Source organism: Streptomyces sp. CRN 30 (assembly GCF_034105845.1).
Window position 1 is genome coordinate 51017 of the sequence record NZ_JAVRHI010000003.1, and the last position, 9767, is coordinate 60783.

The 9767-nt window shown below is 71.4% G+C and carries 8 protein-coding genes and 2 pseudogenes; 2 read left to right on the forward strand and 8 right to left on the reverse strand.

Annotated features, from left to right (window positions below; all coding sequences use genetic code 11):
* Positions 1-127 precede the first annotated feature (127 nt).
* The 3 genes and pseudogenes from UW392_RS00410 to UW392_RS00420 form a co-directional block, all read right to left on the reverse strand.
* Positions 128-652, reverse strand: a pseudogene (locus UW392_RS00410) (hypothetical protein).
* An 87-nt stretch (positions 653-739) separates the two neighbouring features.
* Positions 740-1744, reverse strand: coding sequence for a prolyl aminopeptidase (gene pip / locus UW392_RS00415; RefSeq protein WP_320772776.1), 1005 nt, complete (start codon positions 1742-1744; stop codon positions 740-742).
* Positions 1745-1829: 85 nt separating this feature from the next.
* Positions 1830-2567 carry a uracil-DNA glycosylase gene (locus tag UW392_RS00420; RefSeq protein ID WP_320772777.1) on the reverse strand — a complete coding sequence of 246 codons (738 nt, stop codon included), beginning with the start codon at positions 2565-2567 and terminating at the stop codon, positions 1830-1832.
* A 72-nt stretch (positions 2568-2639) separates the two neighbouring features.
* On the opposite strand from UW392_RS00420, the gene UW392_RS00425 reads away from it, so the two are divergent.
* Together UW392_RS00425 and UW392_RS00430 are read left to right on the forward strand one after the other, a co-directional pair.
* Complete coding sequence (locus UW392_RS00425; RefSeq protein WP_320772778.1) at positions 2640-3191, forward strand: RNA-binding S4 domain-containing protein; 552 nt, start codon at positions 2640-2642, stop codon at positions 3189-3191.
* Between the two features lie 300 nt (positions 3192-3491).
* Positions 3492-5366 carry a CocE/NonD family hydrolase gene (locus tag UW392_RS00430; protein WP_320772779.1) on the forward strand — a complete coding sequence of 625 codons (1875 nt, stop codon included), beginning with the start codon at positions 3492-3494 and terminating at the stop codon, positions 5364-5366.
* A 20-nt stretch (positions 5367-5386) separates the two neighbouring features.
* Here the strand turns inward: UW392_RS00430 and UW392_RS00435 are convergent.
* The 5 genes and pseudogenes from UW392_RS00435 to rpsA form a co-directional block, all read right to left on the reverse strand.
* Positions 5387-5822, reverse strand: a pseudogene (locus UW392_RS00435) (class I SAM-dependent methyltransferase).
* A gap of 85 nt (positions 5823-5907) precedes the next feature.
* Complete coding sequence (locus UW392_RS00440) at positions 5908-6288, reverse strand: tetratricopeptide repeat protein (protein WP_320772780.1); 381 nt, start codon at positions 6286-6288, stop codon at positions 5908-5910.
* Positions 6289-6337: 49 nt separating this feature from the next.
* Positions 6338-7003: a dephospho-CoA kinase gene (gene coaE, locus UW392_RS00445; protein ID WP_320772781.1), complete on the reverse strand. Its 666-nt coding sequence runs from the start codon at positions 7001-7003 to the stop codon at positions 6338-6340.
* A gap of 44 nt (positions 7004-7047) precedes the next feature.
* The gene (locus UW392_RS00450; RefSeq protein WP_320772782.1) at positions 7048-7986 is read right to left on the reverse strand and encodes a PAC2 family protein; all 939 of its coding nucleotides are present in this window, start codon (positions 7984-7986) and stop codon (positions 7048-7050) included.
* 323 nt (positions 7987-8309) lie between these two features.
* Positions 8310-9767, reverse strand: a 1458-nt coding sequence (rpsA, locus tag UW392_RS00455; protein ID WP_320772783.1) for a 30S ribosomal protein S1, incomplete at its 5' end; no start/stop codon positions are given.

Genomic DNA, 9767 nt, shown 5'->3' on the forward strand with positions numbered 1-9767 from the left:
GCACACGCTCACCGGGAGCGTGTGCGCTTACCAGGGTAAAACGTGTTTGTACAGAGAAGCGAACGGCTGCGTTTCCGCGACATGACGCGCGAGACGGCAGGGGCGCGCGAGGGGTCTTCGGCAGCCCTCAGCCGCGTGCGGCGGCGGGCACGGCGCGTTCCAGCAGTGTCCGTACGTCGCCGACGGCCGCGGTGAGGTTCTTCGGATCGGCGTCCAGCCCTGTCACCAGGGTGTCGACGGCACCGAGTCCGGCCCGCTCCACCAGGCCCTTCTCGTTGCTCACCCACTCGCCCCGCGCCGCCAGAGGGTGGCCTCGGCCGTGCCCCACCAGCGGCCGGGTGCGGACCGGCGCAGTGGCTCCGGACAGGCGGGGTGGGGCAGATCACCTCGCAGGGTGCGGTTGACCGCCCGTTCGGCGACGACCAGGTAGGTCGGGATGCCCGCGAGATGGAACATCAACGGCTCGACGCGGAAGCGGCCCGCCGCCGCCCCAGGCGCCCAGGTCGCCGACCTCGCCCTCCCAGCCGACGGCGCGCAGGTCGGCCGGGTCGAAGGGACCCCGGTAGTAGACGGACAGGTCCCAGTCGCTGTCGGGGCGATGGGTTCGCTGGGCGCGGGACCCGCCGAGGGCGACCGCGCGGACGGCGGGCAGCGCGGCGAGCCGGTCGGCGGTGGAGTCGAGGAACTCCTGATAAGAGTGATCGGGCTGATCGGGTCGACTGAAGTGTGCATGACTCTCTCAGCAGTCGGCGACGCGCGCGTACCCGTCCGTGGCCGCCACCAGCAGTTCCGTCATGTCGGGTGCTCCGGCGTCGTGCCCGACGTCGTCCGCGAGGCGCAGCTCGCTCGTGGGCCAGGCGTGGTGCAGGCGCCAGACGACGCCGAGCAGGTTGCCGGGGTCGAGAACGCCCTGGACCAGGGTGCCGGGGATGCCCGCGAGCAGGTGCGCGTCGCGCAGCACCACGCCCTCGTCGTTGGCCGAGCCGTCCTCACCGGCCTTGCCTTCCTCGCCCTCGCCCAGGAAGTGGTCGTTGCCCCAGTAGTGCGTCACCGTCCGCGCGAAGGAGTACCGGAACACCGGATCCTCGTAGCGCGGTACCGAGCGCGGCGGGAGGGACGCGATCGCCGTCTCCCAGTCGGTCCAGGCGCGCGCGGCCCGCTCGCGCGTGCTCGGGTCGGGCGACTCCAGCAGCCGGTTGTACGCGGCGGCCGGATTGCCGTCCCGCTCGTTCTCGGGAACGAGCGCGAGAAAGTCCTGAAAAGCCGCCGGGAAGAGTTTGCCGAGCCCTCGCGTCATAAGCGAGACCTCTTGGTTCGAGCCGGTCGCGACAGCCGTAAGCACCAGTTCCGTCACGGCCCCGGGGTGCGTCTGCGCGTACCGCAGTCCGAGGACGGAGCCCCACGACACACCCCACACCAGCCACCGTTCGATGCCCAGGTGACGGCGCAGCTTCTCCAGGTCGCCGATGAGGTGAGCGGTCGTGTTGACGCTCATGTCGGTCTCGTACGCGCTCGCGTGCGGTGTCGAACGTCCGCAGCCCCGCTGGTCGAGCAGCACGATCCGGTACGCGTCCGGGTCGAAGTAGCGGCGGAAGGACGGGTTCGCCCCGGACCCGGGACCTCCGTGCAGCACCACGGCGGGCTTGCCCCGCGGGTTGCCGCAGGTCTCCCAGTGGACGCTGTTGCCGTCACCGACATCGAGCATGCCGTGGTCGTACGGTTCGATCTCCGGATACAGGCCCATCCGCGCACGCTAACCCGGCTGCGACGGCCCCGTCGTCCCTTTTACGGTGGGCCACCGGCCGCTCTGCTCCGAGCCGCCCGCCGGTCTACTCGGAGCAGAGCGGCCGCTTCACCCCGGGCAGCCCCGCCGTCCGAGCCGCCGTGGCGAGGACGTCGCGCAGCATCTCGGGGGTGAGGCGGCCGGTGAAGGTGTTGCGCTGGCTCACGTGGAAGCAGCCGAAGAGATCGAGGGCGTCGCCCCCGTCGTCGGCGTCCAGGGTGACGCGCGCGCCGTGCGCGAACGCGGGGCGCGGCCGGGGCACCGTCCAGCCCGCCTCGGTGAACGCGGGCAGCGCGGCCTGCCAGCCGAACGCGCCGAGCACGACCACGGCCCGCACGGTCGGCCGCAGGAGCCGCAGTTCCCGCACGAGCCAGGGCCGGCAGGTGTTCCGTTCCTCCGGTGTGGGTTTGTTGGCGGGCGGGGCGCAGTGCACCGGCGAGGTGACGCGCACGCCGAGCAGTTCGAGGCCGTCGTCGGCGGAGACGGCGGTGGGCTGCGAGGCGAGGCCCACGTCGTACAGCGCCCGGTACAGCACGTCACCGGAGCGGTCACCGGTGAACATCCGCCCCGTACGGTTCCCGCCGTGGGCCGCCGGGGCCAGCCCGACGATCAGCAGCCGGGCGTCGGCCGGTCCGAAGCCGGGCACCGGGCGGCCCCAGTACGTCCAGTCGGCGAAGGCGGCGCGCTTGGTGGCGGCGACCTCCTCGCGCCAGGCGACCAGGCGCGGACAGGCCCGGCACCCCGCGATCCGCCGGTCGAGTTCGATGAGGCCGCTGGTGTCCATCCCTCCACCGTAGGGCCCGTACGGATCGCCCGGCCCGGCCACGCTCCCGGGCCGGGCGGCTAAGGTCGGGGCATGGCTTCCGAGCGCGACGAGCACAGGGACGGCACGGGGACCCGCGTACGGGGTCCCGAGGACGCCGAGAGCGGCCCCCGCGGCGGGGCCGCCGAAGGCACCTTGGATCCCAAGGTCGCCGCAGCCGTCGCGGCCGCCGAGGCGGCCGGGCCGTCCGCCGGCGGTACCGTCCGCGTCGACAGCTGGATCTGGGCCGTCCGCCTGGTCAAGACGCGCTCCGTCGGCGCGACCGCCTGCCGGGGCGGGCACGTGAAGGTGAACGGTGAGCGGGTCAAGCCCGCGTACTCGCTGCGCGTCGGCGACGAGGTCCGCGTGCGCCACGAGGGCCGGGAACGCGTCGTCGTCGTGAAGCGGCTGATCCGCAAGCGGGTGGGCCCGCCGGTCGCCACGCAGTGCTACGTCGACAACTCCCCGCCGCCCCCGCCGCGGGAGGCCGTCGCCCCCGTCGCCCTCCGCGACCGCGGCACGGGCCGGCCGACCAAGCGCGACCGCCGCGAACTGGAGCGCCTGCGCGCGCTGAACAGCCTCAAGGACCGCCCCGGCGGTCACTGACCCACCACGTTCCGCACCCCGCCGGCCGGCCCTGCCGGCCCTCCCGCTCCTCTCGGTGCCCGTGACACCTCGTCACGGGCACCGCCGCGTTCCCGTCCCACCCCGGGCAGAGGCGGTTCCCGCCCCGGGTGGAGGCGGGCGACGCGACGACGCCCCATCGACGCGGCACCACTCCCGCTGCTAGACCTGCACTCGCACAGAAATCCGCACCACCCGAACCACCACTCACCGCACCACCCGCACCACCCGCACCACTTGCACTACCTGCACCACCTCCACCCACCCTTCCAGGAGGAGCATGTGAGAGCACGTCGCGCGGCCGTCCGGGCTGCCTCGGCACTCGTCGTCACCTTCGCGCTGACCGGCGCCCTCGCGGGTCCCGTCGCCGCGGCACCCGGCGAGGACGCACGGACCACGACCGGGACGGTCGCCACCGCGACCACCCCGGTCACGCACGAGGAGAACGACCGTGTCCCCGAGGGCTCGGTCTGGACCCAGCACTACTTCCCGTCCGCGGACGACTCCGGCACCGAACTCCACGCCGACGTCCTGCTGCCGGAGAACCTGCCCAAGAAGAAGAAGGTCCCGGTCATCCTGTCGATCGGTCCCTACTTCGCGCACGCGGGCCAGACCGGTCCGGAGGGCTGGACGCACACCGGCCCCTCCGCCCGCTTCAACGACTTCATCGAGGGCGCCGACCTGTTCGACAACGGCTACGCCTTCGTCATGGTCGACCTGCGCGGCTTCGGCGGCTCCACCGGCTGCCTCGACTGGGCCGGGCCCGGCGAGCAGGCCGACGTCGAGGCCGCCGTCGACTGGGCCTCGAAGCAGCCCTGGTCCACCGGCGCGGTCGGCATGTACGGCAAGTCGTACGACGCCGTGACGGGTCTGATCGGCAACAACCTGGACCAGCGCGCGCTGAAGGCCGTCGTGGCCCAGGAGCCCGTGTGGGACATGTACCAGTACATCTACTCAAACGGCGTCCCCCGTCCGAACGTGACCGGCACCGCCGGCGCCTACAACTCCATCGCCACGATGGCCCCGATGACGGACGACGACGCTCGCTACCAGGCCAACGCCCGCTACGAGGGCACCCACCCGGAGTGCCTCACGGAGAACTCGGCCGGGTACCGAATAGCCGACCAGTGGGACGCCCACTGGACCTCCCGTGACCTGGCCGCACTGGCCAAGGGCAGCGACACCCCGCTCTTCGTCACCCAGGGCTTCATCGAGAACAACACCAAGCCCGAGGAGATGGAGGAGTACCTCGACAACCACACGGGCGTCGAGCGCGGCTGGCTCGGCCAGTGGGACCACGTCCGCGGCGGCGACCGCGTCGAGGACGGCCGTCTGGCCATGGGCCGTGAGGGCTGGTACGAGGAGACGCTCTCCTTCTACGACCAGTACCTCAAGGGCATCAAGCCGACGGTCCGCTACCCGGCGTACTCCGTCGAGGACTCCACCGGCGCCTGGCGTGCCCAGCGCACCTGGCCGGTCGTCGAACGCGACGTCAAGCTCTCGCTGGGCGGCGGCTCCTACGTGGACGACGGCGGGGTCTCGGCACAGGCCGAGCTGACCGCCGCCGGGACCCCGGTCCCGAAGCGGTCGCAGCCGTCGGGCAAGTGGGACATGGAGAACGCGCCGGCGACGGAGCAGACCGCCCCGAAGGGACTGGCCGAGGCCCAGGCCGAGAGCCAGCGGGCCGGTGAGGTCACCTCCAGCTTCTTCGTGTGGTCGGAGCCGGTGAAGCGCGACGTGCGCGTCACCGGTACCCCGCGGATCACGCTGAACGCCAAGGGCGAGGGCAACATCATGCTCAAGCTCTACGACGTCGCTCCGGACGGCAGCGCCGTCATGTTCGACGAGCAGGTCTCCCTGGTGGACTCCGGACGGCTGGCCGTCGACCTGAAGTCGACCGACTGGACCCTGGCCTCCGGACACGTGCTCGCCGTGGAAATCGGTTCCATCCAGACCGGCTCGTGGCGTGACACGCCGTCCGGCGAGACCATCAAGGTCAGTGACGCGCGCCTGCGGCTGGCCCTGGACGACCCGGCCGACGACGCCCCCACGCAGGGCGACCGCTCACCGTTCCTGGACACCTATCTGAGCCAGTACACGGTGCCGCTCCCGGCCGGTACGCCGTCGTTCACGGTGCTCCCGGGCGGACGCCTCTGACGTCCGGGCCGTGTCCGTGATCAGGTCACGGGCACGGCCCGCACCCATGTCCGGTCCTCCGTCAGATACCGGTCCACCGCGAGCCCCGACTCCGCCAGCGCCTCCTCGAACTGCTCCCGTGTCGGCGGTGTGCACGAGGAACGACGCGAGCAGCACCACGTCGAACGTCTCGTCCAGGTCGAGGTCCTCGATGGGGGCGCATATCGTCCGTGCCCCGCGGACTCGCTCCAGCATCTCGGGGAACTCGTCCACGGCGGTGACCGTGAATCCCCGCTCCCGCAACGGGTGGGTCATGCGCCCGACTCCGCTGCCCAGCTCCAGGATGTGGGCGCCCGCCGGCACGGCCGACGCGATGATGTCCGGTCCGTCCCCGAGGGACAGCCGTGAGTAGAGCTCGACCGCACAGCCGTCGGGGGTGAGGGCCCCGGGGCCCGTCCCCTGGTGTCCCGCTCGCATTCTCAGCTCCATACCCGCCCAACGGCCCGTGCCGCCGCGGCCGTTCCCACCTGCGGGTTAGTCACCCGAACGAGTGAGCGAAGCGTCAGCCGTCGAACCGGGCGCGTCGCAGATACTGCGGATTGGGGTCCAGCGCGGCGGCCAGCCGGAAGTGGCGGCGCGCCGGGTCCGGCCGGTTCTGCCGCTCGTAGGTCCGGGCGAGGGCGAAGTGGGCGAAGGCGTTGTCCGGCTCACGCTCCAGGACGACGGTGAACTCCAGCTCGGCGGGGCGCAACTGCGCGGCGGCGAAGAACGCACGGGCGCGCAGCAGCCGCGCGGCGGTGTTCTCCGGGTGCGCGGCGATCACGCTGTCCAGCAGCTGCACCGCGCCCCTGGGGTCCCGCGCCGCGAGCAGTTGCTCGGCGGCACGGAAGTCGATCACGTCCGTCTCCGGCGTCCGTCCGGTCGATCCGCTGGTCTCGGGCACGGCAGAGTCCTTCCCTCACTGGGACCGTTCAACGCCCGTGCGGGCAGCGCTATTCCTGGGAACCCCGGGACGGCCCCTGCTCCCCGGTGGCCCCACGCGCTCCGCGCGCCTCACGCACCCCACGCGCCCCACGCGCCAGTTCGTCCCAGACCTCCTTCACCCGGCGTCCGAGGTCCTCCAGCGGTACGTCGTTGTCGATGACGATGTCCGCGATCTCCAGGCGCTGTTCGCGCGTGGCCTGGGCGGCCATGCGGGCGCGGGCGTCCTCCTCGGTCATGCCGCGCAGCCGCACCAGCCGGTCGAGCTGGGTGGCGGGGTCGGCGTCGACGACGACGACGAGGTCGTAGAGGGGGGCGAGGCCGTTCTCGGTCAGGAGCGGCACATCGTGGACGACCACCGCGTCCTCGGCGGCGGCCTGCTCCAGTTCGGCGGACCGGGCGCGCACCAGGGGGTGCACGATGGAGTTCAGGACGCCGAGCCGTTCCTTGTCGGCGAAGACGACGGAGCCCAGCTTCGGCCGGTCCAGGGCGCCGTCGCCGGTGAGCACCTCCTCGCCGAAGGCGGCCACGACCTCGGCCAGCCCCGGCGTGCCGGGCTCGACCACCTCGCGGGCGATGCGGTCCGCGTCGATCAGCACGGCGCCGCACTCGACGAGCAGCCGTGACACCTCGCTCTTGCCGGCGCCGATCCCGCCGGTCAGGCCCACTCTCAGCATGAGCGGAAGCTTAGGGCCCGCCTCCTCGGCGGGGGTGCCCGGCTCTAGTTGTCGCCCTCGCGTTCCGCCAGGAAGCGTTCGAACTCGCGGCCGATCTCGTCCGCCGACGGGATCTCGACGGGCTCCGCGAGCATGTTGCCGCGGGTCTCGGCGCCGGCGGCTGCGTCGTACTGGTGCTCAAGGCCCTGTACGAGCGAGGTGAGTTCCTCGTCGCCCTCCTGGATCTGCCGGTCGATCTCCGTCTGGGTGCGGTGCGCCTGGGTGCGCAGGGAGTGCGCGACGCCGGGGAGCACAAGGCCGGTCGCGGCCGTGATGGCCTCCAGGACGGTCAGCGCGGCGTCCGGGTAGGCGGAGCGGGCGATGTAGTGCGGGACGTGCGCGGCGACGCCGAGCGTGTCGTGGCCGCCCTCCGTGAGCCGGTGTTCGACGAGTGCCTCGGCGCTGCCGGGCACCTGAGCCTCCTCGAACGGGCTGCGGTGGCCGGGAACGAGGTCGGAGCGGCTGCCGTGCGGGGTGATGCCGACGGGACGCGTGTGCGGGACGCCCATCGGAATGCCGTGGAAACTGACGGACAGGCGGACGCCGAGGCGCTCCACGATCTGTCCGACGGCCGCCGCGAAGCGCTCCCACTCGACGTCGGGTTCCGGGCCGGACAGCATCAGGAAGGGTGCCCCGGTGGCGTCCTGGACGAGCCGGACCTCCAGGGAGGGCACCTCGTAGTCGGTGTAGCGGTCGCGCTTGAACGTCAGCAGCGGGCGGCGGGCCCGGTAGTCCACGAGCCGGTCGTGGTCGAAGCGCGCGACCACCTGGTGGGGCAGTGAGTCGAGCACCTCGTCGACGATCTGGTCCCCGGTCTCACCGGCGTCGATGTAGCCGTCGAAGTGGTAGAGCATGACAAGGCCGGCCGACTCCTGGGCGAGCGCCATGTCGACCACGGCCAGGCCCTTCGGCTCCCATGTGTACAAATCCTGCGGATCAAGCACTGTGGCGGTCCTCCCTTGTCTTCCCCAGGGTGGAACGTCCGCAGGCGCCCGTGCATTCCCGCCCGAGCCCCCGTCGGGGTCGACGTCCCGGCGGCGAAGACCTCGCTGCGGGAGGGCACGCCGCCGAGTCGCTCGCCGGGGGTGCGCGCGGCGCCGGGGTCGACGGTGACGGAGTGCGCCGGCGTTGCTGCCGGTGAACACCTCGGCCTCGACGCCGAGTTCGTAGGCGCTGGTGGGGCCGGAGACGCGGGAAGGCCCCGCTCCCCCGAAGGGGAGCGGGGCCTTCCACCAGGGCCTCGCTGAGGTCCGCCCGTGGGCGAGGATCAGCTCTGGCCGCCGGCCAGCTTCTCGCGCAGAGCGGCGAGCGCCTCGTCCGACGCCAGGGCGCCGGAGTTGTCGCCGCCCTCGGAGGAGTACGAACCGCCACCGGACGCGACCGGAGCCGCACCCGCGACGTCGCCACCCTCGGCAGCGGCCTTCTCGTCCGCCTCGCGGGACTTGATGACCTGCGCCTGGTGCTGCTCGAAGCGGGTCTGCGCCTCGGCGTACTGGGTCTCCCACGCCTCGCGCTGGGTCTCGTAGCCCTCGAGCCAGTCGTTGGTCTCGGGGTCGAAGCCCTCGGGGTAGATGTAGTTGCCCTGGTCGTCGTAGGACGCGGCCATGCCGTACAGGGTCGGGTCGAACTCGACCGCCGACGGGTCGGCACCGAAGGACTCGTTGGCCTGCTTCAGCGAGAGGCTGATGCGACGACGCTCGAGGTCGATGTCGATGACCTTGACGAAGATCTCGTCGTTGACCTGGACGACCTGCTCCGGGATCTCCACGTGGCGCTCGGCCAGCTCGGAGATGTGGACCAGACCCTCGATGCCCTCGTCCACGCGGACGAACGCACCGAACGGAACCAGCTTCGTGACCTTGCCGGGCACGACCTGGCCGATCTGGTGGGTGCGGGCGAACTGCTGCCACGGGTCTTCCTGGGTCGCCTTCAGCGACAGGGAGACGCGCTCGCGGTCCATGTCCACGTCGAGAACCTCGACGGTGACTTCCTGGCCGACCTCGACAACCTCGGACGGGTGGTCGATGTGCTTCCAGGAGAGCTCGGAGACGTGGACCAGACCGTCGACGCCACCCAGGTCCACGAAGGCACCGAAGTTGACGATCGAGGAGACGACGCCGGAACGGACCTGACCCTTCTGGAGGGTCGTGAGGAACGTCTGGCGGACCTCGGACTGGGTCTGCTCCAGCCAGGCACGGCGGGACAGGACCACGTTGTTGCGGTTCTTGTCCAGCTCGATGATCTTCGCCTCGAGCTCCTTGCCCACGTAGGGCTGGAGGTCGCGGACGCGGCGCATCTCGACCAGGGAGGCCGGGAGGAAGCCGCGGAGGCCGATGTCGAGGATGAGACCACCCTTGACGACCTCGATGACGGTACCGGTGACGATGCCGTCCTCTTCCTTGATCTTCTCGATGGTGCCCCAGGCACGCTCGTACTGGGCGCGCTTCTTCGAGAGGATCAGGCGGCCTTCCTTGTCCTCCTTCTGGAGAACAAGGGCCTCGATCTCGTCACCGACGGCGACGACCTCGTTGGGGTCGACGTCGTGCTTGATCGAGAGTTCGCGGCTCGGGATGACACCTTCGGTCTTGTAACCGATGTCGAGCAGGACCTCGTCCCGGTCGACCTTCACGATGACGCCGTCGACGATGTCGCCGTCGTTGAAGTACTTGATCGTCTCGTCGATCGCGGCGAGGAAGGCTTCCTCGTTACCGATGTCGTTGACCGC